Source organism: Thalassospira sp. MCCC 1A03138 (assembly GCF_002115785.1).
Taxonomy (GTDB): domain Bacteria; phylum Pseudomonadota; class Alphaproteobacteria; order Rhodospirillales; family Thalassospiraceae; genus Thalassospira.
Genome location: NZ_JFJY01000001.1, coordinates 909,606 through 935,929, shown reverse-complemented (window position 1 = coordinate 935,929; position 26,324 = coordinate 909,606). Strand labels below are relative to the sequence as shown.

Sequence of the window (26,324 nt, the reverse complement as noted above, 5' to 3'; positions counted from 1 at the left end):
ACTAACGGATAGTTTTGTCCGAGCAGGAGACAATACCTATGGCGAACAAGAAGGCGGGGAAAATTTCCCAGGTTATGGGCGCCGTCGTCGACGTTAAATTCGACGGCGATCTGCCTCCCATTCTGAACGCGCTGCATGTTGACAACAACGGCCAGCGTCTGGTTCTTGAAGTTGCACAGCACCTTGGTGAGAATGCCGTCCGTACCATCGCGATGGACACCACCGAAGGTCTGCGTCGCGGTCAGGAAGTCATTGATACCGGTGACGCGATCCTGGTTCCGGTTGGTCCAGAAACCCTTGGTCGTATCCTGAACGTCATCGGCGAGCCGGTCGACGAACGTGGTCCGGTCAACGCGAAAATGACCTCCCCGATCCACCGTGAAGCACCGTCCTTCACCGATCAGTCAACCGACACCGAAATCCTGGTTACCGGCATCAAGGTCATCGACCTGATCGCGCCGTACACCAAGGGTGGTAAAATCGGTCTGTTCGGCGGTGCTGGCGTGGGTAAAACCGTTCTCATCATGGAACTGATCAACAACGTGGCAAAAGGCCACGGCGGTTATTCGGTTTTCGCAGGTGTTGGTGAACGTACCCGTGAAGGTAACGACCTCTATCACGAGATGATGGATTCGGGCGTTATCAACCCGGAAGGTGCATCCAAAGCCGCACTGGTTTATGGCCAGATGAACGAACCCCCGGGAGCACGTGCACGTGTCGCCCTGACCGGTCTGACGATTGCGGAATATTTCCGTGATGAAGAAGGCCAGGACGTTCTGTTCTTCGTCGATAACATCTTCCGCTTTACCCAGGCGGGTTCGGAAGTGTCGGCACTTCTGGGTCGTATCCCGTCTGCCGTGGGTTATCAGCCCACACTGGCAACCGACATGGGTGCGCTTCAGGAACGTATCACCTCGACCAAAAAAGGTTCCATTACCTCGGTCCAGGCCATTTACGTCCCTGCCGATGACTTGACCGACCCGGCACCGGCAACCTCGTTTGCCCACCTTGATGCGACCACGACGCTCAACCGTCAGATTGCCGAGCTTGGCATCTATCCGGCTGTTGATCCGCTCGACAGTACCTCGCGTGCGCTTGATCCGGGCGTTATCGGCAAGGAACACTACGAGACTGCCCGTGAAGTGCAGCGTATCCTCCAGACCTATAAGGGTCTTCAGGACATCATCGCAATTCTCGGCATGGACGAGCTTTCGGAAGAAGACAAACTGGTCGTGGCCCGTGCCCGTAAGATCCAGCGTTTCCTTTCGCAGCCGTTCCACGTTGCAGAAGTCTTTACCGGTACTCCGGGCGTGTTCGTTCAGCTCGAAGACACCATCAAGGCATTCAAGGCCATCTGCGCTGGTGAATATGACCACATGCCTGAACAGGCATTCTACATGGTCGGCACCATCGAAGAAGCCATCGAGAAAGCCAAGAAGATGGCCGAAGCTGCCTAAGGCAGCTTCGGTCCCCCTTCCCATACGGGAGAGAGGACTGTCATGACTGATACGACTGTATTGGAACTTGTTTCGCCGTCTGCCCTGCTCAAATCCGAGCCGGTCGAGATGGTCGTTGTTCCGGGCACGGACGGGAATTTTGGCGTGCTGCCGAAGCATTCGCCGATGATCTCGACCATTCGCCCCGGTGTCATCGACATCTATGCAGGTGGCAAGGTTTCCGAACGTATCTTCGTTGCCGGTGGCGTCGCCGAGGTTAACCCCGAGCGTTGCACCATTCTGGCCGAAGAAGCGGTTCCGGTTTCCGATATCAAGGCCGATGAAGCCCAGGCACGTCTTGAGACCGCGCAGGCGGACCTGAAGGCGGCAACCACGGCGCATGACAAGGCGAATGCCGAACGTGCGCTTGAGGTTGCCCGTGCGCAGATTGCCGCACTGTCCAACTGATCATCGATCTTCGACTTTGTTAAAAAGGCCGCTGTTGTGCAGACAGCGGCCTTTCTGCTTTTGGCATGTCAGAAGGGTTTATCGGTGCAGCGTGATGGTGGGGGGAGCCGTGACCGGCGGCGGGATCAGGGGGACGGGGTCAGGGCAAGACCGAGCCAGAAAGATTCGATCATCTTCATCAGTTCGATGAATTCCGTGACATCGACCGGTTTGCGCAGATAGCAGTTCGCCCCCGCCGCATAGCACAGATCCACATCATGTTCTGCCCCCGACGTGGTCAGCACGATCACAGGGATCGAGGCGGATGATGGATCATTCCGGATTTCGCGCAGCATTTCGCGGCCATCCTTGCGGGGCATGTTCAGGTCCAGCAGGATCAGGCGGGGCCTTGGCGCATTGCGATAGGGGCCATCCTGTTGCAGGAACTGGCGCGCAGTCATCGCATCCTTGACGTGATGCAGCGTAACCGGGTGGGTGAATTCACGGAGCGCTTCCTGAACCAATCGGGCGTCGCCCGGATTGTCTTCTATCAGCAGCAAATTGCTTACGGCCCCGCTTGCACCGGCGATCATGCGACGTCCTTATTCTTTTGGATGGGGAATGTCCGAAACACCCCCTTTTGATAGATGAGAATTATAGTCAATCTTTCCGGGGAATTGAAGAAAAAGACAGAATAAATTCAACCTTGTAGGCAAAAAGTTTGAAATTTCTGAATCTGGTTCACTTTTTGAACGAGTCAAATTTGATGAAACAGAACGCCAAATCAATAGGATACAGGCGAAAGTTTGATCAAAACACTATCCTTACGTATTGCTCGGTCGGCTGCATTCGTATGGGTGTAAACAGAAAAAACGCACCGCGATTTTTCACGGTGCGTTCGATTCTGGGTGATGAATGACGGTGGCCGTTTGGGGCCGGTCAATTCGCAGGGATGCCCAGTTCATCGGCCAACCCGGCAAAGCGGGTCAGGAGATCGGGATCATCGGAAAATACCTGTCGGGCATTGTCATAGGCCTGCTTTGCCTGATCGGGTTGACCGATCACCATATAGGCGCGGATCAGACGGGCCCAGCCTTCGGGATTTTCCGGGTTTTCCGCCAGTTTGTCAGCCAGCTGGGACACCATGCCAAGGATCATTTCCTGACGTTCTTCGGACGACATTTCGGCGGCGGCTTCCATGTCTTCGCGCGAGGGACCCCCGGGCCCGGCAGGGGCGTTTGAGGCCATGGGCGGGGTGATCTTGATCCGGCCGGTAATGTCGATCCCCTGGGCGAGGGCGGCCTCGTCGATCCGGGCCAGCACCATCGGAAGCCATCCGGCATCGGACGGCGCACCATTCACCAGCACGATCCAGCGATCAATCGCGGCAGCGACATTGCCGTTCTGCGCATCGGCAAGACCGAGGAAATACTGGATACGGGGATCCCTGCTGCCGGATTGGGCGGCTTCTTCGAGCGCGCCGCGGGCGATTGTGTTGACCTGGCCGTTATTCGCCCGGATGACGCTTTCGGCATACATCGCCAGATAATCACCATCGCGACCGGATTGCTTGACCGCTTCGAGGAAGGCGGTTTGGGCTTCTTCGGCGCGCCCAAGCGCCATCAGACTGGCGCCAAGCAGTTCCCAGCCCTTGAGGTCATCGGGATTTTCAAGCAGGCGGTTTGACAGGTCCTGTACGGCGCGGTTCAGCGCGTCATTGCGGCTGGCGTCATTTTCGCTGGCCTGCCGGGCGGCCATGATTTCGTCAGTACGGCTGGCAATGGGGCGATCACGAAGGTCGGGGCGGCCAAGGTCGAGATAAAGGCCGATACCGCCGACAAACAGAAGCAGGGTAAAGATCGCAACAGCCGGGCGCAGGCGGGAGATGCGCGTTGCGGCCTCGCCGGATTTCTGGCGGGTGCTGATGCGCTGATCGGTGGCAAGGATGCGGCGCTGGACTTCGGTGCGGGCGGCGTCGGCCTGTTCGCCGGTCAGAACGCCGCGTTCGATGTCGCGGCCGATTTCGGCAAGCTGGTCGCGGTAAACCGCAAGATCGCGTTGCAGTTCATCTTCATCCATGTCGGCAAGGTGATCATCACCCGCATCGGCACTGGCGGAACGCGCATTTCGCAAGATCGGCCAGAGGACATAACCCGCCACCAGAGCCGTCAAGGCGCCAAGAACAATCCAGATGGTCATTGAGAATCCTATTCGGCGGGTACGGTGTGAACCGTTTTGGTGGAGCGGGCAGGGGCACCGACGCGATAACGACGATCGGAGAGCGACATCAGACCGCCGAGCACCATGATGATGCCACCGGCCCACATCCACGGGATCATCGGTTTGACATAGAAGCGCGTCACCCATTTGCCGCTGGCGTCTTCATCACCGATGACCGCATAGATATCGCCGGTGAAACCGGACCGGATTCCGGCCTCGGTCGTGGGCATGCCTTCGACGGTGTAGACGCGCTTTTCCGGGGTAAGCGTTATGGTGCGTTCGCCCGGGGTTGCGATGGTGATGGTGGCCTCGCGGGCAAAGAAGTTCGGCCCCTGATATTCGCGAAGGCCGCTGAGTGTGAAGGTATGGCCCGAAACAACCGTGCTTTCACCGATGGCAAGCGATTGAACCGATTCTTCGGTCCATGCCTGTGATCCGGTGATCCCGGCAATGACAATCGCCATCCCGGCATGGGCCAGCATGGTGCCGTGTGCCGAGCGTGGCAGATTGCGCATCCGGCGGAAGCTGGTCGTGAGCGGTTCGCGGAAAAGCTTGATCCGTCCGGCCCATTCCAGCATCGTTCCAACAAACAGCCAGATCGCCAGCCCCATGCCAAACAGGGCAAAGGCCGGACCACCGGCAAGCCAGTAGGTGACGATCAGAACGAGGATCACCGCGGCGATGGCGATTTTGAGCTTGCCCAGAACCGCAAACAGATCGGCACGTTTCCACGGCATCATCGGCCCGAATGCCATGGCAATGATCAGGGGCGTCATGATTGGAACGAAGGTGGAATTGAAGAACGGCGCGCCGACCGAAATCTTTTCACCGGTCAGGGTTTCAAGCAGCAGCGGATAAAGGGTGCCGAGCAGCACCATGGCCGCGGCAATCGAGAGCAGCACGTTGTTGAAAACAAGTGCGCCTTCGCGCGAGATCGGCTGAAACAGACCGCCGCCCTTCAGGGTCGGGGCGCGCCACGCATAAAGGGCGAGAGACCCGCCCACCGTCAGGCACAGCAGGAACAGGATAAACACCCCGCGCGTCGGATCGGTGGCAAAGGCATGAACCGATGTCAGTGCGCCCGACCGCACAAGGAAGGTGCCGAGCAGCGAGAAGGAAAAGGCAAGAATCGACAGGAAGATCGTCCAGCTTTTGAGCGCGTCGCGTTTTTCAACGACAATAGCCGAATGCAAAAGCGCGGTTCCCGCCAGCCACGGCATGAAGGATGCGTTTTCAACCGGGTCCCAGAACCACCAGCCGCCCCAGCCGAGTTCGTAATAGGCCCACCAGGAGCCAAGCCCGATCCCGGCGGTCAGGAACATCCATGCGGCCAGGGTCCAGGGACGAACCCAGCGTGCCCATGCCGGATCAACCCGGCCTTCGATGAGTGCGGCAACCGCAAAGGCAAAGGCCACCGAGAAACCGACATAGCCGAGATAAAGGAACGGCGGATGAATGGCGATGCCAGGGTCCTGAAGCAGCGGGTTCATGCCTTCGCCGTTGAGCGGCGGATTAATCACGCGCTCGAACGGGTTAGACGTCAGAAGGATGAACAGCAGAAAGCCGAGCGCAATCAGCCCCATGACGCCAACGACGCGCGCCAGAAGGCTTGGCGGCAGGTTCTGGCCAAAGCCCGCGACCGCGGCCGAAAACAGGGTCAGGATCATCACCCAGAGCAGCATCGAGCCTTCGTGGTTGGCCCAGACACCGGTGATTTTATAGATCAGCGGTTTTGAGGTATGGCTGTTGGCGACCACGTTCAGGACCGAGAAATCGGATGTGACATAGGCATATGTCAGGGCGGCAAAGCTTGCGCCGACAAGGAGGAAACAGGCAATCGACAGCCGGGGTGCGATTTTCAGAAGCGCGGCATCACGCCGGGACGCAGCCAGAAACGGGATAGTCGACTGTGCCATTGCCACCACCAGTGACAGCACCAAGGCATAATGTCCGATTTCAACAATCATAAGTGGGCCTGTTGTTTGCTCTTATCCGCCTGCCGGGCTGATATAGTCGCTTCGGTCTGGTTTGAAAACCTTGCGGAATATCAAATATGCGCTATTTGCTGCACAGGCGAAGGTCAAAATATGGCAATAGTCATTACATATTACGCCAATTCACGATATAAAACCGCAATCAGCGAGCGGAAAATTGAAGACCAAGGGTCTGTAGAACATGAGTCAATGTCCTGTCATTGACATCGCGCAAAGGGAAATATGGGCACGTCGGGCAACCACGGCCTCTATTGTCATTGCTGCGACGCTGATTGCGATCAAGGCCGCTGGCTGGTTCATGACCGATTCCGTCAGTCTTCTGTCTTCGATGATTGATAGCATGCTTGATGTCGGGACGTCTGTGATCAACTTCATGGCGGTCCGCAGTGCCTGGCGCCCGGCCGATCATGATCACCGTTTTGGCCATGGCAAGGCCGAACCGCTGGCGGGACTTTTCCAGTCCGCCTTCATGATCGGCGCGGCCATTCTGGTTCTGGCGGAGGCCGGATCACGGCTTGCCGAACCACAGCCGATCCGGTTTGCGGTTGAAGGCGTGTGGATCATGTCGATCTCGCTTGTCATGACCGTCGGGCTTGTGTTGCTGCAACGAAAAGCGGTGCGGATGTCCGGGTCGTTGGCGGTTGACGCCGATTCGATGCATTACACCAGCGACATCCTGTCCAATCTGGCGGTGATTGTTGCCCTTGTTGCCGGTTTTTCCGGCCTGAACTGGGCCGATCCGGCGATAGGCGGCATGGTGGCGCTTTTCCTGCTTTATTCCGCGGTCAAGGTCGGGCGCAATTCGGTTTCGGTCCTGATGGATCAGGAATTGCCGGAATCCGATAGCCAGCGGATCATCGAACTGACGATGAAAAACGCGTCCGTGATCGGCATTCACCGTCTGCGCACCCGGTCATCGGGCGTGCATCGCTTTGCCGAGATCGAACTGATCATGGATGGCGGGATGCTGATGCGGGAATCGCACACCATCTGCCATCAGGTGATGGACAGCATCCGGGCGGAATATCCCGATCTGGATATCACGATCCATCCCGAACCGCCCGAAGACATCCATCTTGATGAATTCAGTGGTTATACCGAAGACCCGGAATTCTGGCATACGGGCCGGGCACGCAAGGCCGGTCAGGACAGTATTCCGGCGTCAAATGGCGAGCTTGCAACGGGGCGTTGATCTTTTGGCACGTCGGGCCGCGCCCGCCGATTGACATCCCCCGCATAACTTGTAACCCTGCAATCGATCACCTGGGGAGCCCCGACAAGGGGCTGAGAAACTGCTGGCTTTGCAGCGCAGTGACCCTTTGAACCTGATCCAGTTCATACTGGCGTAGGGATGGTGCGGATGCCGACATATTTAGCTGTTTTGACATATGGGGTGCGCCCTTTTTGTCATGGCGGTCTACTCATTCCCGGTCGGCATTTTTCATCAGCAGCCTCTCGCAGAACTGGGTCTCCATTGCCTTGATTGCAAAGGGGCCTTTTATGTCTGTTCCATCTACCAAAACCGATATCACTAGCGATGTCACAACCGGGGCATTGCCCGCATCGCGCAAAATCCACATTGCCGGATCGCACTTTCCCGATATTCGCGTGCCGATGCGCGAAGTTGCGGTTCATCCCACGGCGGGCGAACCGCCGATCAGGGTTTATGACCCGTCGGGGCCTTATACTGACCCGGATGTCACGATTGATATTGCCAAGGGTCTGCCAAGACTGCGCCGAAGCTGGATCGCGGCGCGTTCCGATACCGAACGATATGCCGGGCGCGATATCAAACCCGAAGATAACGGCTTTGTCGGAAGTGAAAGTCATGCGGTTCCGGCATTTCCGCAACGTCATGCACCGTTGCGCGCGATTGGCGGGCGGGCGGTGACACAGCTGGCCTATGCCCGGGCCGGGATCATTACCGCGGAAATGGAATATGCCGCGATCCGTGAAAATCTGGGTCGGGTGGAAATGCGGGCCAATGCCGAACGCGACGGCGAGGCATTCGGGGCGGTGATCCCCGATAATGTAACGCCCGAATTTGTGCGGGATGAAATTGCACGGGGGCGCGCGATCATCCCGGCCAATATCAACCATCCCGAAGCCGAACCGATGATCATCGGGCGGAACTTTCTGGTCAAGATCAACGCCAATATCGGCAATTCGGCGGTGACGTCATCAATGGCCGAAGAGGTTGAAAAGATGGTCTGGGCGACGCGATGGGGGGCAGATACGGTCATGGATCTGTCGACCGGGCGCAATATCCACAATATCCGCGACTGGATCATCCGCAATTCGCCCGTGCCCATCGGGACGGTGCCGATCTATCAGGCGCTGGAAAAGGTCGGCGGGATTGCCGAGGACCTGACATGGGAAATATTCCGTGACACATTGATCGAGCAGGCCGAACAGGGCGTGGATTATTTCACCATCCATGCCGGATTGCGGTTGCATCACATCCCGTTAACCGTCGACCGGGTGACCGGCATCGTATCGCGGGGTGGGTCGATCATGGCGAAATGGTGCCTGCATCATCATCGGGAAAGTTTCCTGTATGAGAATTTCGCCGAGATTTGCGACATCTGCCGGGCCTATGACGTTTCCTTTTCGCTGGGCGATGGATTGCGACCGGGATCGATTGCCGATGCCAATGATGCCGCCCAGTTTGCCGAACTCGAAACGCTTGGCGAGCTGACGCGCATCGCATGGGATCACGATTGCCAGGTGATGATCGAGGGGCCGGGCCATGTACCGATGCATAAAATCCGCGAAAACATGGACAAGCAGTTGTCGATCTGCGGCGAAGCACCGTTTTATACGCTTGGGCCGCTAACCACCGATATTGCGCCGGGTTATGATCACATTACATCGGGGATCGGGGCGGCGATGATCGGCTGGTACGGGACGGCGATGCTCTGTTACGTGACGCCGAAGGAACATCTGGGTCTGCCGGACCGGGATGATGTGAAGACCGGGGTGATTACCTATAAGATCGCGGCCCACGCCGCCGATCTTGCCAAGGGGCACCCGGCGGCAAAGGCACGCGATGATGCGCTTTCGCGTGCGCGGTTCGAATTCCGCTGGGAAGATCAGTTCAACCTGTCGCTGGACCCGGAAACGGCGCGATCCTTCCACGATGAAACCCTGCCGAAAGAGGCGCACAAGGTCGCGCATTTCTGTTCGATGTGCGGACCGAAATTCTGTTCGATGCGGATATCGCATGAAATCCGGGCCGATGTGCAGAAGGAAGGCATGGCGGCGATGGCGGAGAAATACCGTGATGGCGGTGATCTTTACATGACGCTTGATCAAGGCGACTAAACCACGAAAATGGCGGGCCCGGTGACGGACCCGCCTTCTTCTTTTAGTTTGCCGTGCCGAAAGGTTAAAGGACGGTCAGCATGCTTGCGACCAGCGGATGACGGACGATGTCCTTGTCCGCGAGTTTGACGCAGGCGATGTCTTCGACATTTTCAAGACGGTCCGACATTTCAGACAGACCGGACATTTCCGGCAGAAGGTCGGTCTGATCCGGGTCGCCGGTCAGGATCATGGTGGAATTCCAGCCAAGGCGGGTGACCAGCATCTTGAGCTGCCCATAGGTGCAGTTCTGGGCCTCGTCGATCACGACGAAGGCATTGTTGAGCGTGCGGCCACGCATATAGCCGATTGGTGCGATTTCAATCGTGCCGTCCGACAGATACTGCCGCAGGCGTTTGGCGCCGAGGCGGTCATTGAGCGCGTCATAAAGCGGGCGAAGGTAGGGGGCCATTTTGGCTTCGACGTCGCCGGGCAGGAAGCCGATATTTTCCCCCGCCTCGACCGCGGGACGGGCCAGGACGATGCGGCCGATTTCGCCGTTATCAAGGGCTTCGACGGCTTTGGAAACAGCGATAAAGGTTTTCCCGGTTCCAGCCGGGCCGAGTGCAAGGATGAGGTTGAAGGCGTCGATTGCTTCCATCAGGGCCGCCTGATTTTCGCTTTTGGGGCGAATGTGGCGGCGGAAGCTTTGATCGCGTTGGCCGTTCTGGGGGGCGTCACCCTGACCGTTCAGGGGATGCCAGTTTGACTTGTCACCGTCAAACAGCTCGTGAACGTTGGTATCTGCCTGCTGCGGACGGCTACGACGGCGTGCTGCGCGCTTACCCATAAGTCACCTCATCAATTGTGCCAATAAAGCAAAACGCGCCATTCCATCATGGAAAGGCGCGCATTCAATTTTCATCTTGCGATGGAAGTGGCGGGTGGGTTCACCGCCGTTCGCAGCAACATGTTGCATCTGCGATCCGGGGGGCGAAAAATTCCGTTTTACAACGTGCTCTCGCGTCACTCGGGAACCCCTCCTTCGGTCCAGTTCTTGACCGTACAACAGAATCGTACCCCTACATCCTGTGTTTTGTCACTGTTTTTTATCTGATGAAATTTAAATGAAATCGGAAAGTGAGTCTTTTCAGAGATTTATGCCGCATCTGCGAGATAACTTTTTTCTAATGCAGCCGCTCGGAAGCCGACAAGATGCCACCAGACAGCATATCGGGCATGGCAATCTGCCGATTACATGCCCGATATGACGATTTCACGGTGGCATGCGCGCCAAAAATCAGTACAGTGCGCGCCAACCCGAAATCATGATCAATGGATGAACCATGCCGACGATCGACGAGCAGGTATCGCGCCGCCGTACCTTTGCCATCATTGCCCACCCGGATGCGGGTAAAACGACGCTGACCGAGAAGCTGCTGCTTTTCGGGGGTGCCATTCAGATGGCCGGTGCGGTGAAGGCAAAAAAGGAACAGCGTGGCGCGCGTTCGGACTTTATGAAGATCGAACAGGACCGCGGTATTTCGGTTTCGTCCGCGGTCATGACGTTCGAGTTTGAAAAGAACATCTTCAACCTGCTTGACACGCCGGGCCACGAAGACTTTTCCGAAGATACATACCGCGTTCTGACCGCAGTTGATTCCGCCGTCATGGTGATTGATGGTGCCAAGGGGATCGAGGCCCAGACGCGCAAGCTGTTTGAGGTCTGCCGTCTGCGCGATGTGCCGATCACGACCTTTGTTAACAAGCTTGACCGTGAATCACGTGATTTCTTTGAGCTGATCGATCAGATCGAACGTGACCTTGCGCTTGATGTGTCGCCGGTGACATGGCCGATTGGATCGGGCCGGGATTTCCATGGCTGTTACGATCTGGTCAATGATCAGCTTCTGTTCATGGAAAAAGGCGGCAATGTCGTCAAGGAAGCCATTCCGATCAAGGGGCTTGATGATCCGAAGCTTGATGAACTGATCCCGGATTATCTTCTGGAGAAATTGCGCGAAGAAGTCGAAATGGTGCGCGAAATCTGCCCGCCATTTGATTTGCAAAGCTATCGCGAGGGGCATCTGACGCCGGTATTTTTTGGCTCGGCGGTCAATAACTTTGGGGTGCGTGAATTGCTGCGCGGACTTGGCGATATCGCACCGACCCCGCGCCCGCAGGAAGCGGCAACGCGGCTGGTTGAGGCCAACGAGACAAAGGTTTCGGGCTTTGTGTTCAAGGTGCAGGCCAATATCGACCCGAACCATCGTGACCGTATCGCGTTCATCCGCCTGTGTTCCGGCCATTTCAAACGCGGCATGAAATTGAAGCACGTGCGCGCGGGCAAACAGATGGCGGTGCATAACCCGATGCTGTTCTTTGCCAATGAACGTGACATTGCCGAAGAAGCATGGCCGGGCGATATCATCGGCATTCCGAACCACGGCACATTGCGCATCGGCGATACCCTGACCGAGGGCGAAGACCTTCGTTTCCGGGGGGTTCCGGCCTTTGCCCCGGAATTGTTGCAGAAGGTGCGCCTTGATGATCCGCTGAAGGGCAAACATCTTCAGCGCGCGCTTGAACAGCTTGCCGAAGAAGGCGCATCACAGGTGTTCAAGCCGATGATGGGTGCGGACTGGATCGTTGGTGTGGTCGGGCAGCTTCAGTTCGAGGTTCTGAAAGAACGCATCGCGGCCGAATACGGCATCAAGGTCCATTTCGAACCGACACCGGCCTATGCCGCGCGCTGGGTGATGGGCAGCGATCCGCTGGAAATCAAGAAATTCCGCGATGCCAACCAGTCAGCCCTGTTCGAGGATCACGACGAAACGCTGGTCTTTATCGCGCGCAATGCCTGGCATCTTGAAACCACGCAACGCGATTGGCCGAACCTGAAATTCGAAGCCACGCGCGAGCAGAATATGGTTGCGGCGTAAAGCCAACCACGATCACGAAAAAGGCCGCCCGGAATTTTCGGGGCGGCCTTTTTGCATGTTTGCGTGTTGTGTCTTTAGCCGAGGAAATACCGCCCCGCCGCGACAAGAACCATGCCCGCGACCATCGCGGCAAACAGGTTGCGCACGACAATCATCGTAATCACGGTGGCGGCGGCACCGGCGATGCCGATGGGCCCGGCGGACAGGGCGCTTGGCACCCAGACGGAAATCAGGACCGCACCCGGAAGGCGTTCAAGTACATGCGCCCAGCGGCCCTGTTGCGGCAGGCGGTCGGCCATCAGAAGACCGCCAAGGCGCATACCGTAAGTCACGGCGGCCATGCCAAGAATGGTTAGGACCGAGGCGGTGCTGAAGGTGGTCAGATCAGGGAAACTCATCATTTGCCGGCCTCCGTCGAATAGGTGCCTTCGGGGGCGCCATAAGCATCTGCTGCTATTTCAGTTTCGGGTGCGGTGTCGTCCATGTCCTCGCGCCATGTCAGGGCGGCAACAATCACCCCGGCCCCGGCCCCGGCAAGGATCGACCATGTGCCAGGCAGGGTGTAATGTCCGATCAATGATCCGATGGCGGCGGCCAGCCACGGCAGAAGATCAACCCGGCCCTTCCACATGCCGACGGTGAGTGCGGCAAAGACCGCGGTAAAGGCGAAATCAAGCGCATAGACATTCGGGTCGGGTATGCCCCCGCCCAGCAGATAGCCGATGGTGTTGCCCGTCGCCCAGACAATGCCAAGGAAAATCCCGCCACCCAGCAGGAAGCCCGGATTGGCAAGGTTTTCCTGTGTCATGGTGACGGCCCAGTTTTCATCGGCCACCATATGCATGCCGCAGATTTTGACCCAGAGCGGACGGCCACGAAACACCGGGCGCAGGGATGCGCCGATCAGGACATAGCGCAGATTGATCACCGCGGTTGCGACAATGATGGTGGCAGCAGGGATGGTTTCGCGCCACAGATCGACGGACACAAACTGTGCCGATCCGGCAAAGACCGTGAGGCTCATGAACAGAAGTTCACCCAGCGACAGGCCGCGCTGGGTGGCGAGCACGCCCAGCACTGCACCAAAGATCATGGTGCTGGGCAACAGGGGCAGACAGGCGATGGCACCGCGTCTTATGGTGTCGGCATCAAAATGCCGGGTAGGGGCGGATTGGGGGCGAGACATCTTGTGCGTTTCCGTTTCAGCCGTTTGATTTTTGTATTTTGACTGGTGGTGAGCGAGGAGCCTGCCCGTAATTTAAGACAGTTCCAAACAGGAATATTGGACGATATTGCTATTTCGCAATCGTGGCTGGGTCGGTTCCGGGGTGAAGCAGGGCCTAGCGGGATTTTTTGGCTGCTGGGGCGAGGCCCGCGATAAAGGCACCGGGGCTGACACCCCACATGGTTTTGAAATGCCGGTTCAGGTGGCTTTGATCGGCATAGCCGGTGGCAGCCGCGACATCGGCAATGCCAAAGCCGTCAAACAGCATGCGTTTTGCCCGGCGCAGGCGCATGTGATTGAAATAGGTGTGCGGTGGCAATCCGGTGGCGTGACGGAAAACGCGCAGCAGGTGAAAGCGGCTGAGCCCGGTCAGGCTTGCCAGTTCATCAAGCGATATATTGGCATCAAGATGGTCGGCCATATAGTCGATGACGGCGCGCACACGTTTGTCTTCGGAGCCCGGTTGATAGGAAAAGGGCGGTGCATCGGCATGGCGGAGCGCAAGCCGCGCGGCACTGTATAAAAGCTGGCTATCGCGTTCGAGTAGGGTTGTTGTCTGGTGAAGATCAGGTCGGAACATGCGGTGCAGGGATTGCAGTTGCAGATGCAGTTCCGGATCATCGACCACATGATTGCCAAAAAACGGCAGGCCGGTGCTTTTGGGGGACAGTTCAGCCACCAGATCGCCAAAGATTTCGTGCGCGATGAACATGATCTGATACTGGTAGCCGTCATCACAGGCCGGGCCGCCGTCATGGACCTGCATCGGGTTCATCATCAGCAACTGACCCCGCCGGGCGACATAGTTGGTGCCGCCGGTCATGAATTGTTCGGCCCCGTTCAGGATGGTGCCGAACGCATAATAATCATGACTGTGTTTGGGAAAGGAAAAGCGTTTGTAATCGGCTTCGAACAGATCAATGCCGTCTGCCGCCCGCCAGTGACGGGCGACTTCGCGGGAGGGATTTGATTTCCGTGCGCCGCGCGACGGATCATGTCGAAGTGAATGCGCCATGGCGCAAGTATAAACATCCGATGGCCTTTCGGCTTGGACAATATTGTCACCGATACATTTACCGGTTTTGCCGGTTTGATCGACCAGAAGCGAATCGGTAAACAGAGTGTAAATTTTGCCCGAAAGGGCCGCGGACATAGGGATATGGTGCGCCTGAACGATGGTATAGAGTGCTTTCGTGTCGGGGATTTTGCGGCGCGGCAAATGTTCGAATGAACATTCAAAAGTCCCCATCTGTCCGTGTTGTCATAGACAAATGCGGATTTCATCTAACTGTTACAAAAACGACGGGAAACTCGGGTTAGAGACACGGGAAATATGTCCCCCATTCCGGATCATTGGAGATCCCATGTTTCTTGACCGTATTCGTATCGGTTACCGCATTTTTGCGGGGTTTCTTGCGCTTGTCATCATGCTGATCGGGTTAAGCGCCCTTTCATCATGGTATCTGCTGGGTTTTGGTGGTCATGCGGACCGTATTGCCAAAAGTACGCAGCTTGTCGGGCTTGCAAACGAATATGCGTTGAAGCTTGAACGGTTGTCGAACCAGGTTCTGCTGTTTGCCCAGACGGTTGATCCGCTGGATCGTGACGGGATTGCAACATTGCGCGAAAGTGCCGAGGCCAGCGGTAACAGGCTGATCAATCAGCTTCGTGCCGAAGGCGACGTGGCAAAGGCCGATGCGCTGGAAAGCCTTAATGCAGAATATATCGCGACGTTGGAGCCGCTTGTTCTGCGGGCGGAAAACCTGACGGCGGCGTCCGATACCATGCTGCTTGGGGCGCATCAGCTTGGCAAATCGGCGGGCGAACTGGTTGATTTCATCACCAAACGCGATCCTGCCCTTGCCGAAAAATATGTCGACAAGCTTGGTTCGGCCAACCTGAGTGCCATCGTCAACAGTTTGCAATATGCCATTTTGCGTACCCCGGAAGCGCTTGATGCGGCACGCACGGAAACCTCGACCCTGACCGACCTTCAGGAAGAAATCAAAAACGCCATAGGCGGGCTGAAACGCGCGGACAAGAAGCTGTTTTCCTATGCGGTGCGCGACAATGACCTATTGAAGCAGGGCGCGAACCAGCTTGAGGGGTCAATCGGTGGCTTCCGTCAGTCGATGGATGATTTCAAGTCAGCCGTCCGCGAAGTGCAGGCGATTACCCAGAATATCCGCGAGGAAGCGGTAGCGGGCCAGAACATGCTGGTTGAGGCGGCGCATAGTGAATCTGAAAACAAAGCGATCACCAATATGGTGGTGGCCGGGATCGGCGCGCTGATTGCCTTTGGTCTGGCGATCACGATTGCGCTTAGCATCCTGAGGCCGCTACGCCGGGTGAATGGCGATATGACGCGGTTGAGCGAAAACAACACCGATATCGATCTGGTCGATTTCAATCGCGGCGATGAATTTGGCGCGATGTCGCGCACGGTTGCGATCTTCCGCGAAAATGCGCTTAAGATCGAACAGATGGCCGAGGAACGCATTGCCCTTCAGCGCGAGGAAGAAGAAAAACGGCGCGCATCACTGGGGGCGATGGCCGAAACCATCGAAGGCGAAACCGCAGGTCTTGTGCAATCCGTCACCCATCAGGTGACCCGGATGCGCGAAGCGGTGGGCGAAGTTGCCGCTGCCGCCGAACGTGTGACCGGCCAGACCGAAATGGCGACCAATGCGGCCGAACAAAGCCAGTCGCACGCCCATTCGATCAGCGAGGCGGCAACGCGGCTTTCCGATGCCATCGGGTCGATTGCCAACCGTGTTGACCGGCAGCGCGCCATTGCTCAGAACGCGGTGGGATCGACCCAGCAATCCGCCGAGGCGGTCGATGACCTTCGCGAAGTGGCGACCAGCATTGAGCAGATTGTCGATCTGATCCGCGGGATTGCGGGGCAGACCAACCTTCTGGCGCTTAACGCGACCATCGAGGCGGCACGCGCGGGCGAGGCGGGCAAAGGCTTTGCCGTGGTCGCAGCCGAGGTCAAGAACCTTGCAGGTCAAACCGCGCAGGCAACCGAGCAGATCACAGCCCATGTCAGTGCGATGGGCAATGTGACGGATCGTTGTGTTCGGTCGATGGAAGATGTCGGTGTGACCGTGCGCGACATGATGTCGATTTCCGAAGAAGTGGCAGGTGATGTTGAACATCAGCGCCGCGAGACCGAGGAAATCAGCCTTGCGATTGCATCGGCCAGTGATGCCGCCCTTCATGTCAGCAATGCCATCCACGAGGTATCGCGCGATATTGAGGTGACGCGGAAACTGAGCATCGATCTGACACGTCGTGCCGATGAGGTTGACCGTAATGTGACGGAACTTTCGGGGTCGCTTGACCGGGCGGTGGAATCGGCGGCCAGTGATGGCACAGAGGATGATGACGGTGATGTGCCCGTCACGGCAAAGGATGGGCGATCCAATCTTGTCGATTTTCCGGGGATGTATATTCGCGGTGCTGCCTGACAGGATATCCGGTTTCCGGTCCGGTCAGAAGCACCCCAGAAGAAGCTCAGAAGAACCTTAGAAGCCCGCGCAAAAATGTGCGGGCTTTTTTGTGCGAAAATCTGGTTTATCAATCGGACCGGGGCATCCTTGCGTATTACCTGATCAGTACAAGTTGCGACATTTCTGATACAATTTTCCGGTCGCTGCCCTTCGGGAACTAACGTAATGTCTATGGTACTGACATTAAGACATTTTCAGCGATGTCTTTGCATCATTTCAGAACACACAAGAACGGGCATTCGATGTCACGCACAGGTAGGCTAGTCGTATTTCTTTTGATCATTGCCGCAGTTGGGGGCGGCTGGTTTGCCTATGACAGGGGCATGCTGCCCTTTGTTGCGTCAAACGGCCCGTCGGATGCGGACGGTGCAACGCGCACGGGCAACCCGGCGCTGCCAGTGATTGCCGAATATGCCAGCGTGATGGAAGAAAAGACGGTTGTTGAGGCGGTCGGCACCGGCCGGTCAACATTGGGTGTTTCGATTTATCCGGCGGTTTCGGGCGAAGTCAGTGATGTTCTGTTTCATGCCGGTGAAAAAGTCGCGCGCGGTCAGGTTCTTTTGATCCTTGATTCGGATCGGGAACGGCTGGCGCGGGATCTGGCATCGGTTCAGGTCAAGGATGCCAAGCAGCTTCTGGATCGTTACGAGCAGGCAAGGCCGCTTGGCGCGGTATCGGCAAGCGAGGTGGATGCGGCACGCACCGCCCTTGCCGAGGCGCGCATAAGGCTGGATCAGGCCGAGGTTGACCTTGCGGACCGCACCATTCTGGCACCGTTCAATGGCACGGTTGGCATTCCGCAGGTGGAGCCGGGCGACCGTGTGGACAGTTCCACATTGATTGCGACACTGGATAATGTTGAAAGTGTTCTGGTGGATTTCGAGGTTCCCGAAACCCGGTTTGACAATGTGAAGATCGGTCAGTCGCTTCGGGTGGAGACATGGAGCCTTCCGGGGGAATGGTTTGAAGGGACGGTTGATTCCATTGCCAGCCGCATTGATCCCGAAAGCCGGACATTTAAAGTGCGTGCACGCATTCCGAACCCGACCGGGCGGCTTTTGTCGGGGATGTCGTTTGCGGTTTATGTCGATATCGAAGGCAAGACCTATCCGTCGGTGCCGGAAATTTCGGTTCTGTGGGGTGATGGCGGGACCTATATCTGGCGGATCAAGGATGACAAGGTCGAACGTGTTCCGGTCCGGGTCGTAAAGCGGACACAGGGACGTATCCTGCTTGATGGGCCGATTGACAAGGGTGACCTTGTGGTCGTTGAAGGCGTGCTTCGCCTGCGGCCGGGCCGTGATGTGGCGGCAACCATCCGCGGCGGTGATGAAACCGGTGTTGCCCAGCGCAACGACACCGGCGAAGGGTCGTAAGATGCAGGACGGGAATCAGAACGAAAACCAGAATGATCTGGCGTCACTCAGCATCCGTCGCCCTGTTCTTATTTCCGTGGTGTCGCTTTTGATCATTCTGGCGGGTCTTGCCGCCATGCTGGGTGTTGAAATCCGCGAGCTGCCCAACGTTGATCAGCCGACGGTCACGGTTTATGCGACCTATGACGGGGCATCGCCCGAAACGGTTGATGCCGAGGTCACAAGCCTTCTTGAAGGGGCAGCGTCGCGCGTCAGTGGTGTCAAACGCATCAGTTCAAACAGCGAAGAAGGCACGTCGCGGGTTCGCGTCGAATTTTATCCTGACATTGAAATCAATGACGCCGCCAATGACATTCGCGAGGCGGTCAGCCGCGCGTCAAGAACCCTTCCCGATGAGGTCGAGGATGTCCGCGTGGTCAAGGCCGATGCCGATGCCAGTGCGATCATGCGGCTTGCGGTGGTCAGCAACCGCCTGACCGAGGAAGAGCTTGCCAATATCGTTGATGACCAGATCAGCCCGGCGCTGCTTTCCGTGCCCGGTGTGGCCGAAATCACGATCAATGGCGAACGCGAAAAGGTTCTGCATGTCCGGGTCGATCCGCTGCGACTGGCGAGTTACGGCTTTTCGGTTCAGGACGTTGCGGATGTCCTGAAAACCGCCAAGTTCGACATTCCCGCCGGCAGTTTTGATTCCAGCGATCAGAAGCTTTTTGTCCGGGCGGATGCGTCGGTCTGGGAGGTCGAGGACGTCAAACAGATGTTCATCCGCAATCAGGTGCGGCTGGGTGATGTGGCGGATGTCTATTACGGGCCCGATGATGCGACATCCTATGTGCGCCTTGATGGCCGGACCGTGATCGGGCTTGGGGTTGTCAGGCAGGCGCAGTCAAACACCATTGCGATATCGGATGGCATTCGCGAGGTGGCCGAACGGCTGAACAGCCAGTACGACGATATCGATGTTTTCGTGAACTCGGACGATGCGGTGTTTATCGAAGGCGCGCTTTGGGAGGTTCTGAACAGTCTGGCGCTGGCGATCATTATCGTGATCGGGGTTCTGTATCTTTTCCTGCGGTCCTTTACCGCGACCCTGATCCCGACAGTGACCATTCCGATCGCGCTTGTCGGGACGGTGGCCGCGATCTGGATGATGGGTTTTTCGATCAATATCCTGACGTTGCTGGCGCTTGTTCTGGCGACGGGGATGATTGTTGATGATGCGATTGTGGTGCTGGAAAACATCCAGCGCCGCCGTCATCAGGGATTGGGATCGATGGCGGCCGCGGTTCTGGGGACGCGGCAGGTGTTTTTTGCGGTGATTGCCACCACCCTGACGCTGGTGTCGGTGTTTGTGCCGATTTCGTTTTTGCCAAGCACGGCGGGGCGGCTTTTCAGGGAATTCGGTTTCGTGCTGGCGTTTTCGGTGGCGGTGTCGTCGTTTGTGGCACTGTCGCTGTGTCCGATGCTGGCGTCGCGTTTAAAGCATATTGACCCGCATGACGGGGACAAGGATGCCAAGCCGAACTTTCTGGAACGGGTCGGGTTTTACTGTTCGGGGATTTACAAAAACATTCTTGAATGGGTTTTGCGGTTCCCGCTGATTACCCTGATCGTGTCGATCTTTGCCGGTGTGCTGGCCTTTGGGGTTTATAACAGCGTCACGCAGGAACTTCTGCCCGACGAGGATCGCGGCCGTATTCTGGTGTCGCTGCGCGGGCCGGACGGGGTTGGCATTGATTACATGGACCGGCAGGTCGAAACGGTTGAAAACATCCTGCGTCCGATTGTCGAAGCCGGGGATGCCTATAACATCTATACGATTGTCGGTCTTTGGGACCCGAACCGTGCGCTGGTGATTGCGCCCCTGGTGCCGTGGGATGAACGCAGCCGCAGCCAGCAGGAAATCACCGGTTCGATCCGTGGGGCGCTTGATGCACTGCCCGGTGTGCAGGCCTTTGTCTATCAGCCCAACAGCCTTGGTTTGCGTGGCGGTACCGGCGAGGGATTTGAGTTTGCCCTTACGGGGACGAATTACCGCACACTGGCGGCGAATGCGCGCGCCATGCAGCAGGAGCTTGAGGCGAATTATCCGCAGTTTGTCGGGCTTCGGGTTTCCTATCAGACGACACAGCCGCAATTGCTGGTGAATATTGACCGGCAGCGGGCATCCGACCTTGGCATTCCGATCGAAAGCCTTGATACGACGCTGCGTGCGATGATCGAAGGATATGAAGTTACCGAGATTACGGTCGATGATGAAAACATCCCGGTCAAACTGCGCAGCAGTGCGGGCAGCATCAATGATCCGTCGGATCTGGAGAATCTGTTTGTCAGCAACCGGGATGGTCGTATTTTACCGCTATCTTCGGTGATCAATCTGAGCGAAGAGGCGGTGGCATCGGAACTGGATCGCGAGGGACAGCAGCGCGCGGTCAAGATTTCGGGCAACCTTGCGCCGGGATATACGTTGCAGCAGGCAGTGGTCGATATTGATCAGGTCGGTGACAAGGTCCTGCCGCCCGGGGTGAATGTTCTGTTCCTGGGCGATGCGGCGACACTGGGCGAAACATCGCATGATGTGCAGATCACCTTCCTGATTGCGGTTCTTGTGGTGTTGCTGGTTCTGGCGGCACAGTTTGAAAGCTTCATGTCTGCCCTTGTCGTGGTTCTGACCGTTCCATTCGGTCTGGCTGCGGCGATTTATGCGCTGGGCATCAGTGGCACATCGATCAATATCTACAGCCAGATCGGGTTGGTGATGCTGGTCGGGCTTATGGCCAAGAACGGTATTCTTGTTGTCGAATTTGCCGATCAGTTGCGCGATGCCGGGAAATCAGTACGCGAAGCGGTGCATGATGCGGCGATGATCCGCCTGCGCCCGATCATGATGACAATGATTTCAACCGTTCTGGGTGGTTTGCCGCTTGTGCTTGGCACCGGGGCCGGGGCGGAGGCGCGTGCCGCGATTGGCTGGGTGGTGTTTGGCGGGCTTGGTTTTGCAACGGTCTTTACCCTGTTCCTGACACCGGTTTTATACCTTTTGCTGGCACCGCTGGTTTCAGCCCGTGCCGATGGCGGCAAGAAACTGCAAAGCCAGTTGCGGGCTGCGGAAAGCATCCCGGACAAGGGCGAGATTGAAGGAAGTGCCAGCTAGAATGTCTGTAAAACGTCTTTCAATCTGTTGTGCCCTGCCGCTTATGATCGGACTTTCGGCCTGTCAGACGGTCGGGCCTGATTATGTTGCGCCGAAATTTGATCTTGTCGGGGCCTATACCCCGGCAGTACCGGTGATTGCCGCCAATCAGGCCGATCATGGCCGTTGGTGGGAAAGTACGCGTGATCCGGTTCTTTCTGAGCTGATTGCGCTTGGACTTGCCAATAACCTTGATTTGCGGATCGCGGCCAGCCGGATTGAGGAAGCCCGGGCGGTGGCGCGCGGTGTTTCGGGGGCAAATGGCATCGAGGTCGGCGCCAGTGTTAACGGCGATGCCGAACGCGGCACATCGTCGCGCGAACGTGGCAGCCAGACCACCGATATCGGATACCGGGCCGGGATTGATTTTTCATGGACGGCGGATGTCTGGGGCGGGCAGCAGCGCGAGGACGAAGTCGCGTTGGCGGATTATCTGGAACAGGTGTATCTGCGCGAAGACGTTTACCTGACGGTGATTGCCGATATCGTGCGCAACTATATCGAGCTGCGCGGTACGCAGAAACGGCAGGAATTGCTGCGCAGTTCGCTTGATCTGCAACGCCAGACCAGCAACATCGTGCAGGTCCGGATGCAGACGGGGCTGGCGTCCGAACTTGATCTTTCGCGTGCACGTGCCGAGGTTTCCGATATCGAGGCGACATTGCCGACATTGCAGACCGATATTGACCGGTCAATCAATGCGATTGCCATTCTTCTGGGGGCGCAGCCGGGAAGCTATCGCGACCGTCTGGTCGATGTGCAGCCCCTGCCGGAATTTGACAGTGCGCCGCCGATTGGCATTCCAGCCGACCTTTTGCGCCGTCGCCCTGATGTCCGCGCGGCCGAGCTTTCATTGATTTCCGCCACCGCCGAAATCGGGGTTCAGACCGCCGATCTTTATCCTGAATTGACGCTGGACGGGTCACTCGCGCTTGGGGCAACGGGGTATGGCTCTGGCCCGATTGTGCGAACCGCCATGGCCGCCATCGGGGCGCTGATTGATGCGACGCTTTATGATGGCGGTGCCCGGCAGGCCGATATCGATGTTGCCGAACAACAGGCGCAGCAGGCATTTTACAGCTATCAGCAGACGCTTCTGGTCGCCATTCAGGATGTTGAAAGTGCGATTTACGGCTATGTCGGGGCGGTTCAGCAGCGCGATTCCCTGATTTCATCGGTGCAGTATCACCGTCAGGCGTTCGAGCAGTCGCGGGTGCGGTATGTTCAGGGGCTTTCAAACTTCCTTGATGTTCTTGATTCGCAACGCACCCTGACGCAGTCCCAACAGGACCTGGCGGATGCGGAAACCGATCTGGAACTGGAAACCATCAATCTTTATGCCGCTGTCGGGCTGAGCGTTGATGATGTCGAACGTTATGCCGATAAGGCTGGGATTGACATGAATAATGGCTAACGCCGCCAAACATCTGTAATAACGCTGATTTCCATAAGCTGTTGCTTGTTTTCGCCGTCAGTTCGGCCTAGGTCTTGGGTATCGTGAACCGGGGAAGAAAATGACGGGCGATCTGTTTGCCAATGAGCCACCACACAATCTGCTGCCCTTTGACGGGGAGGCATTGCTGCTGCGTGAAGTCATGGCGGCAGGTGATGCGGATCGTGCGTTTGAACGGCTGTTAAGCGGCATTGTCTGGCAGCAGGAAATTGCCAGGCTGATGGGGCGCGAGATTGCCGTGCCGCGATTGACGGCATGGTATGGTGACGTGGCCTATCGTTATAGCGGTGTTTATCACCCGGCATCACCATTTCCGAAAATTGTCGTGCCACTTCGTGAACTGGTCGAAGAAAAATCCGATGCGTCGTTTAACACGGTTTTGCTGAACCAGTATCGCGACGGGCGCGACAGCGTTGCATGGCATGCCGATGACGAGGATGTGCTGGGCGAAAATCCGGTTATTGCCAGCCTGTCATTTGGTGAAGAACGCCGGTTCCATTTTCGGCACAAGAAAACCGGGGATCGGGTCAGTGTCGATCTGCCGCATAATTCGTTGCTGATCATGCGGGGTGCGACACAGCATCACTGGTTACATCAGATTCCCAAAACCGCGCGCCAGATCGGGCCCCGGATCAACCTGACATTCCGTCATACCGCACCGGAAAACAAGGTGCGCGACCGATGATTTCGGGGGGCTCTGAAAAAAAGCCGCCCCGGTCAGGGCGGCTTGAAGTCAGCAATTCGAGATTGCCGGGAAAACCGTCAACACCGGGGTGCAAACGGACAAACATATCGGCTGTTGCGCAATCGGTGCGTACAATAATGAATCGATTCAATGAATGCAGTGTGGCGGTCCGAAAGGGGTTCTGTCAATATCGGGATGAACCGATTCAAAAAAATGTCGCGTGATTGCCGGTTAATCCGCAAGCCGGGGTGAATAAAGGGGAGACATCGCAAGCATGGCAAAACGGGTACGTCTTCTGGATGTGGCCAAGGCGGCCGGGGTATCGCAGGGCACGGCATCAAATGCCTTTGGCAAGCCTGATCTGGTTCGCAAGGAAGTCCGGGAACGCATTCTGGAAGTTGCCAGAGAGCTTGGTTATCGCGGGCCGCATGTGATGGCGCGGATGCTCCGCACCGGTAAGGCCGGGGCGCTTGGCGTGGTGTTTCCCGATAACCTTGAATATGCGTTCAGTGATCCGGTGGCGATTGAGCTTCTGCGCGGTGTCGGGCGGGAATGTGCCCGTCAGGCGGTCAATATGATGATCATTTCCGCCGAAAACCCCGAACAGGCGATTACCGCGATCAACAATGCCGCCGTTGATGCCTTTCTGGTGCATTGCTATTCCGATGACAATGACATCATTTCCGCCATTCAGCGCCGCAACCAGCCATTGGTCTGCATTGATACCGATATTGCCGGGGCGGCGGGAACCGTGGTGCTGGATGATTTTGCCGGGGCGGAAATGGCGGCCCAGCATTTGATTGATTGCGGCGCGCGCAAATTCGCCATCCTGTCCCTGCAGGCCAACAAGGCGGAAAATTTCGGCCCGATGAATGCCAAGCGCCGCGGGGCGGTTAGCCACCGTGTGGTGCGCGAACGGCTTGGCGGATATCACGCGGCCCTTAAAAAGGCTGGGATCGCGATTGAGGATATCGTCCATATCGAATGCGAAAACATGTCATCGCACAGTGCCGAAATGGTCGAAACCATGTTGCGCGATCATCCGGAAGTCGACGGTATTCTGGCGATGTCCGATGTGATTGCCATTGGTGCTCTTGATGGTGCGCGCGCAAGTGGCCGAAAAATCCCCGAGGATCTTAAGGTCATCGGCTTTGATGGCATTGCGGAGGGCGAACGCACCGACCCGCCATTGTCGAGCATCCGCCAGGATTCCGTTGAAAAGGGGCGTTTGGCGGCCGAAATGGCGCTTGGCGAGGCGGAAAGCGACAGCCGCGTACTTGAAACCAGCCTGCTTGTCCGTGGATCGACGGCCTAAGCCGATTTACCCGAAAGGGCCGCGTAGCAGTGGCAATCGGTGGTGTGGTCCATCACAAGGCCGGTGGCCTGCATGAAGGAATACATGATTGTCGTGCCGACAAACTTCATGCCGCGTTTTTTGAGCTCCTTGGACAGGGCGTCGCTAAGTGCGGTGGATACGGGGACGTCAGAGATGGCTTTCCAGTGGTTGATGACCGGTTTGCCGCCGATGAAATCCCAGATATAGGCATCGAAGCTGCCAAATTCCTTCTGGATTTCGATGAAGGAGTTGGCATTAAGGATGCTTGCCGCGACCTTGGCCCGGTTGCGGATGATGCCGGGATCGGCCAGAAGGGCCTGTTGTTTGGCCTCGTCATACCTGGCGATCTTCTGGACATCGAAATTATCGTAAGCCGCGCGATAGGTATCGCGCCGCGCAAGGATCGTCAGCCAGCTTAAACCGGCCTGCGCACCTTCGAGGATCAGCATTTCGAAGAAGTGCCGGTCATCATGAACCGGAACGCCCCATTCCTGATCGTGGTAATCGACGTAAAACGGCTTGTCGAGATGGGTTTCGGCCCATTTGCAACGGGGGAGCGTATTCGCCGACATGATCGATCCTTCTTTGTCGTTTGATGGCTGCGCATTTTTGGATGGGATCGGCGGGGCTGGCAAGCCTGATGACTTTATCCTGACATTTCTCCTGACAAAAACTGTCGGGGCGGGGATGTTCTGTGAACTATTTTGGCGAAAAGGTCATGCCAAAATCGCGCAATGTCTGGTGAAGCATGTCACATCATGTGGAAAACTTGATGAAAGCATCGGAAAATAGGTGCTCTGTGCTTGCGCCCGGAGCCAAGGCCGACTAGGTTTTGCAGCGTGTTAACTGTAATTCCGATCAGATCGGCCCGATCTGGACCGACTGCTACAAGGAGCGGCGATGCTGGCGATTTTTTGGCTTATTGACACCGTTATCGGTATCTACATTTTCATGCTGATTGCGTCGGCAATCCTGTCATGGCTTGTGGCATTTGACGTGATCAATTCCAGCAACCGGTTCGTTTATATGGTTGGCGATTTCCTCTATCGGATTACCGAACCGGCATTACGACCGATCCGCCGGATCATTCCGAATCTGGGCGGCATCGATATTTCGCCGATCATCCTGATCCTGATCCTGCAGTTTGCCAATATGCTGATCCAGACAGACGTGCGCGCGGCGTTGCTGGGTTACTAAGC

General features: G+C 57.0%; 21 protein-coding genes and 1 riboswitch. Of the genes, 13 read left to right on the top strand and 8 right to left on the bottom strand.

All coding sequences use genetic code 11. The features are described 5' to 3' along the window. The first annotated feature begins 38 nt into the window (after positions 1-38). Positions 39-1,457, top strand: coding sequence for a F0F1 ATP synthase subunit beta (gene atpD / locus TH468_RS04350; protein ID WP_007089178.1), 1,419 nt, complete (start codon positions 39-41; stop codon positions 1,455-1,457). Between the two features lie 42 nt (positions 1,458-1,499). Next, positions 1,500-1,904 carry an ATP synthase F1 subunit epsilon gene (atpC, locus tag TH468_RS04345; protein WP_007089177.1) on the top strand — a complete coding sequence of 135 codons (405 nt, stop codon included), beginning with the start codon at positions 1,500-1,502 and terminating at the stop codon, positions 1,902-1,904. Positions 1,905-2,029: 125 nt separating this feature from the next. Here the strand turns inward: atpC and TH468_RS04340 are convergent, their stop codons facing one another. From TH468_RS04340 to TH468_RS04330, 3 genes are all read right to left on the bottom strand, one after another. Beyond that, positions 2,030-2,476 carry a response regulator gene (locus tag TH468_RS04340; protein ID WP_007089176.1) on the bottom strand — a complete coding sequence of 149 codons (447 nt, stop codon included), beginning with the start codon at positions 2,474-2,476 and terminating at the stop codon, positions 2,030-2,032. Positions 2,477-2,822: 346 nt separating this feature from the next. Continuing rightward, positions 2,823-4,082, bottom strand: coding sequence for a c-type cytochrome biogenesis protein CcmI (gene ccmI / locus TH468_RS04335; RefSeq protein WP_085642325.1), 1,260 nt, complete (start codon positions 4,080-4,082; stop codon positions 2,823-2,825). A gap of 8 nt (positions 4,083-4,090) precedes the next feature. After that, a complete protein-coding gene (locus TH468_RS04330) occupies positions 4,091-6,070 on the bottom strand; it encodes a heme lyase CcmF/NrfE family subunit (RefSeq protein WP_085642324.1) in 1,980 nt (659 codons plus the stop codon). Between the two features lie 208 nt (positions 6,071-6,278). Between TH468_RS04330 and TH468_RS04325 the strand changes: the two genes are divergently transcribed. Together TH468_RS04325 and thiC are read left to right on the top strand one after the other, a co-directional pair. Next, positions 6,279-7,289: a cation diffusion facilitator family transporter gene (locus TH468_RS04325; protein WP_007089173.1), complete on the top strand. Its 1,011-nt coding sequence runs from the start codon at positions 6,279-6,281 to the stop codon at positions 7,287-7,289. 62 nt (positions 7,290-7,351) lie between these two features. Next, positions 7,352-7,467, top strand: a riboswitch (TPP riboswitch). 130 nt (positions 7,468-7,597) lie between these two features. Continuing rightward, positions 7,598-9,421 (top strand): phosphomethylpyrimidine synthase ThiC, encoded by a 1,824-nt coding sequence (gene thiC / locus TH468_RS04320; RefSeq protein WP_085642323.1) that lies wholly within the window; start codon positions 7,598-7,600, stop codon positions 9,419-9,421. A 64-nt stretch (positions 9,422-9,485) separates the two neighbouring features. Here the strand turns inward: thiC and TH468_RS04315 are convergent, their stop codons facing one another. Further along, positions 9,486-10,250, bottom strand: coding sequence for a PhoH family protein (locus TH468_RS04315; protein WP_062953226.1), 765 nt, complete (start codon positions 10,248-10,250; stop codon positions 9,486-9,488). A gap of 496 nt (positions 10,251-10,746) precedes the next feature. Between TH468_RS04315 and TH468_RS04310 the strand changes: the two genes are divergently transcribed. After that, entirely contained in the window at positions 10,747-12,342 is a 1,596-nt protein-coding gene (locus tag TH468_RS04310) for a peptide chain release factor 3 (RefSeq protein WP_007089166.1), read from the top strand. 74 nt (positions 12,343-12,416) lie between these two features. Here TH468_RS04310 and TH468_RS04305 read toward each other — a convergent pair whose 3' ends face one another. The 3 genes from TH468_RS04305 to TH468_RS04295 all read right to left on the bottom strand — a co-directional run bounded on the left by TH468_RS04305 (position 12,417) and on the right by TH468_RS04295 (position 14,816). Continuing rightward, on the bottom strand, positions 12,417-12,743 hold the full coding sequence (locus tag TH468_RS04305) for an AzlD family protein (protein WP_085642322.1): 327 nt from the start codon (positions 12,741-12,743) through the stop codon (positions 12,417-12,419). Then, entirely contained in the window at positions 12,740-13,528 is a 789-nt protein-coding gene (locus TH468_RS04300) for an AzlC family ABC transporter permease (protein ID WP_085642321.1), read from the bottom strand. Before TH468_RS04300 ends, TH468_RS04305 begins: the two co-directional genes overlap by 4 nt. Positions 13,529-13,682: 154 nt before the next feature. Further along, on the bottom strand, positions 13,683-14,816 hold the full coding sequence (locus TH468_RS04295) for an AraC family transcriptional regulator (protein ID WP_085642320.1): 1,134 nt from the start codon (positions 14,814-14,816) through the stop codon (positions 13,683-13,685). 115 nt (positions 14,817-14,931) lie between these two features. Here TH468_RS04295 and TH468_RS04290 point away from each other — a divergent pair, with 115 nt between their 5' ends. The 6 genes from TH468_RS04290 (at position 14,932) to TH468_RS04265 (ending at position 25,104) form a co-directional block, all read left to right on the top strand. Beyond that, positions 14,932-17,040, top strand: coding sequence for a methyl-accepting chemotaxis protein (locus tag TH468_RS04290; protein ID WP_085642319.1), 2,109 nt, complete (start codon positions 14,932-14,934; stop codon positions 17,038-17,040). Between the two features lie 284 nt (positions 17,041-17,324). Further along, positions 17,325-18,458, top strand: a complete 1,134-nt coding sequence (locus TH468_RS04285; protein WP_246832206.1) for an efflux RND transporter periplasmic adaptor subunit — start codon at positions 17,325-17,327, stop codon at positions 18,456-18,458. 1 nt (position 18,459) lies between these two features. Next, on the top strand, positions 18,460-21,612 hold the full coding sequence (locus TH468_RS04280; RefSeq protein ID WP_085642317.1) for an efflux RND transporter permease subunit: 3,153 nt from the start codon (positions 18,460-18,462) through the stop codon (positions 21,610-21,612). Between the two features lies 1 nt (position 21,613). After that, positions 21,614-23,065 carry an efflux transporter outer membrane subunit gene (locus TH468_RS04275; protein WP_085642316.1) on the top strand — a complete coding sequence of 484 codons (1,452 nt, stop codon included), beginning with the start codon at positions 21,614-21,616 and terminating at the stop codon, positions 23,063-23,065. A gap of 100 nt (positions 23,066-23,165) precedes the next feature. Further along, the gene (locus TH468_RS04270) at positions 23,166-23,789 is read left to right on the top strand and encodes an alpha-ketoglutarate-dependent dioxygenase AlkB (RefSeq protein ID WP_085642315.1); all 624 of its coding nucleotides are present in this window, start codon (positions 23,166-23,168) and stop codon (positions 23,787-23,789) included. A gap of 274 nt (positions 23,790-24,063) precedes the next feature. Further along, positions 24,064-25,104, top strand: a complete 1,041-nt coding sequence (locus TH468_RS04265; RefSeq protein ID WP_085642314.1) for a LacI family DNA-binding transcriptional regulator — start codon at positions 24,064-24,066, stop codon at positions 25,102-25,104. Here the strand turns inward: TH468_RS04265 and TH468_RS04260 are convergent. Further along, positions 25,101-25,697 carry a DNA-3-methyladenine glycosylase I gene (locus tag TH468_RS04260; RefSeq protein WP_085642313.1) on the bottom strand — a complete coding sequence of 199 codons (597 nt, stop codon included), beginning with the start codon at positions 25,695-25,697 and terminating at the stop codon, positions 25,101-25,103. The two genes, TH468_RS04265 and TH468_RS04260, sit on opposite strands and share 4 nt — an antisense overlap. Between TH468_RS04260 and TH468_RS04255 the strand changes: the two genes are divergently transcribed. Further along, on the top strand, positions 25,696-25,917 hold the full coding sequence (locus TH468_RS04255) for a hypothetical protein (RefSeq protein ID WP_085642312.1): 222 nt from the start codon (positions 25,696-25,698) through the stop codon (positions 25,915-25,917). The genes TH468_RS04260 and TH468_RS04255 overlap by 2 nt on opposite strands. Positions 25,918-26,025: 108 nt before the next feature. Continuing rightward, positions 26,026-26,322, top strand: a complete 297-nt coding sequence (locus tag TH468_RS04250) for a YggT family protein (protein ID WP_007089155.1) — start codon at positions 26,026-26,028, stop codon at positions 26,320-26,322. Positions 26,323-26,324 lie beyond the last annotated feature (2 nt).

Excerpts from the sequence above, each read along its gene's own strand:
- atpD (WP_007089178.1), top strand. The coding sequence starts at position 39 with ATGGCGAACAAGAAGGCGGGGAAAATTTCCCAGGTTATGGGCGCCGTC.
- atpC (WP_007089177.1), top strand. The coding sequence starts at position 1,500 with ATGACTGATACGACTGTATTGGAACTTGTTTCGCCGTCTGCCCTGCTC.
- TH468_RS04340 (WP_007089176.1), bottom strand. The coding sequence starts at position 2,476 with ATGATCGCCGGTGCAAGCGGGGCCGTAAGCAATTTGCTGCTGATAGAA.
- ccmI (WP_085642325.1), bottom strand. The coding sequence starts at position 4,082 with ATGACCATCTGGATTGTTCTTGGCGCCTTGACGGCTCTGGTGGCGGGT.
- TH468_RS04330 (WP_085642324.1), bottom strand. The coding sequence starts at position 6,070 with ATGATTGTTGAAATCGGACATTATGCCTTGGTGCTGTCACTGGTGGTG.
- TH468_RS04325 (WP_007089173.1), top strand. The coding sequence starts at position 6,279 with ATGAGTCAATGTCCTGTCATTGACATCGCGCAAAGGGAAATATGGGCA.
- thiC (WP_085642323.1), top strand. The coding sequence starts at position 7,598 with ATGTCTGTTCCATCTACCAAAACCGATATCACTAGCGATGTCACAACC.
- TH468_RS04315 (WP_062953226.1), bottom strand. The coding sequence starts at position 10,250 with ATGGGTAAGCGCGCAGCACGCCGTCGTAGCCGTCCGCAGCAGGCAGAT.
- TH468_RS04310 (WP_007089166.1), top strand. The coding sequence starts at position 10,747 with ATGCCGACGATCGACGAGCAGGTATCGCGCCGCCGTACCTTTGCCATC.
- TH468_RS04305 (WP_085642322.1), bottom strand. The coding sequence starts at position 12,743 with ATGATGAGTTTCCCTGATCTGACCACCTTCAGCACCGCCTCGGTCCTA.
- TH468_RS04300 (WP_085642321.1), bottom strand. The coding sequence starts at position 13,528 with ATGTCTCGCCCCCAATCCGCCCCTACCCGGCATTTTGATGCCGACACC.
- TH468_RS04295 (WP_085642320.1), bottom strand. The coding sequence starts at position 14,816 with ATGGGGACTTTTGAATGTTCATTCGAACATTTGCCGCGCCGCAAAATC.
- TH468_RS04290 (WP_085642319.1), top strand. The coding sequence starts at position 14,932 with ATGTTTCTTGACCGTATTCGTATCGGTTACCGCATTTTTGCGGGGTTT.
- TH468_RS04285 (WP_246832206.1), top strand. The coding sequence starts at position 17,325 with ATGTCACGCACAGGTAGGCTAGTCGTATTTCTTTTGATCATTGCCGCA.
- TH468_RS04280 (WP_085642317.1), top strand. The coding sequence starts at position 18,460 with ATGCAGGACGGGAATCAGAACGAAAACCAGAATGATCTGGCGTCACTC.
- TH468_RS04275 (WP_085642316.1), top strand. The coding sequence starts at position 21,614 with ATGTCTGTAAAACGTCTTTCAATCTGTTGTGCCCTGCCGCTTATGATC.
- TH468_RS04270 (WP_085642315.1), top strand. The coding sequence starts at position 23,166 with ATGACGGGCGATCTGTTTGCCAATGAGCCACCACACAATCTGCTGCCC.
- TH468_RS04265 (WP_085642314.1), top strand. The coding sequence starts at position 24,064 with ATGGCAAAACGGGTACGTCTTCTGGATGTGGCCAAGGCGGCCGGGGTA.
- TH468_RS04255 (WP_085642312.1), top strand. The coding sequence starts at position 25,696 with ATGATCGATCCTTCTTTGTCGTTTGATGGCTGCGCATTTTTGGATGGG.
- TH468_RS04260 (WP_085642313.1), bottom strand. The coding sequence starts at position 25,697 with ATGTCGGCGAATACGCTCCCCCGTTGCAAATGGGCCGAAACCCATCTC.
- TH468_RS04250 (WP_007089155.1), top strand. The coding sequence starts at position 26,026 with ATGCTGGCGATTTTTTGGCTTATTGACACCGTTATCGGTATCTACATT.